At 44.8% G+C, this 669-nt stretch carries 1 protein-coding gene and 1 pseudogene; both read right to left on the bottom strand.

Features of this window, described 5'->3' with window-relative positions; all coding sequences use genetic code 11:
• Positions 1 to 264 (bottom strand): annotated as a pseudogene (locus tag A3750_RS25685) (biopolymer transporter ExbD); the annotation flags it as partial.
• A gap of 133 nt (positions 265 to 397) precedes the next feature.
• On the bottom strand, positions 398 to 669 hold a 272-nt coding region (locus A3750_RS25680), incomplete at its 5' end, for a hypothetical protein (protein WP_197474805.1).

Below are 669 nucleotides of genomic sequence, written 5' to 3'. Positions count from 1 at the left end.
TTCAGCATTATCGATGCGTTTGATTAATGCACTAGAACCTTCCAGCACATCAATACTGTCTTGATAAATTGCAACACTAAGATCAAATTGCTCAGGATCAATCGGTGTCTCAGACTCTGAACGAGGAAAATTTAGCTCAATAATAGAAGTTTGCGCGAAGATGAGATTCATGAGCAGAATGGGCACCAACACAATCATTAAGTTCATGAACGCAGTGATGTCCAAGTCGGAATCTTGTACGGGGCGACGATGCCTTCGAATCATTGGGTCCAAACATAGTAAATAAGCGTGTTTTTATTATAGGGCGCTGACTCTGCCAAGCAAGCATACAGCGCACAATCTCACTCGCACTCGTGATTCGGTTTTTAGGCAGAAATGTAATACGTACCGGTTCAGATCAATCTTTCATTCGCGCGCGCCATCTCTCCGCGTACAGGCGATGTTCGTAATTTCGCTGCAACTCATAGACCTGCACATTTGGATTAGTGGGAGCGTCATGACAAACGACTTTCACGCCATGCTGCATAGCAATCAGTTTGACTTCATCCGGAGAGATTTCTAAATCACGCTGAGCTACTCGATATTCTTGCCGAGGATGGTTCGGATTGCACAGTTCCCTAATACCCCATCGATCCATCGCAGGCTTGTATGCGCGATAATACTTCACAT

The organism is Oleiphilus sp. HI0079 (genome assembly GCF_001635105.1).
The sequence above is the reverse complement of the archived record's forward strand: the minus strand, read 5'-3'. Positions and strand labels throughout refer to the sequence as shown.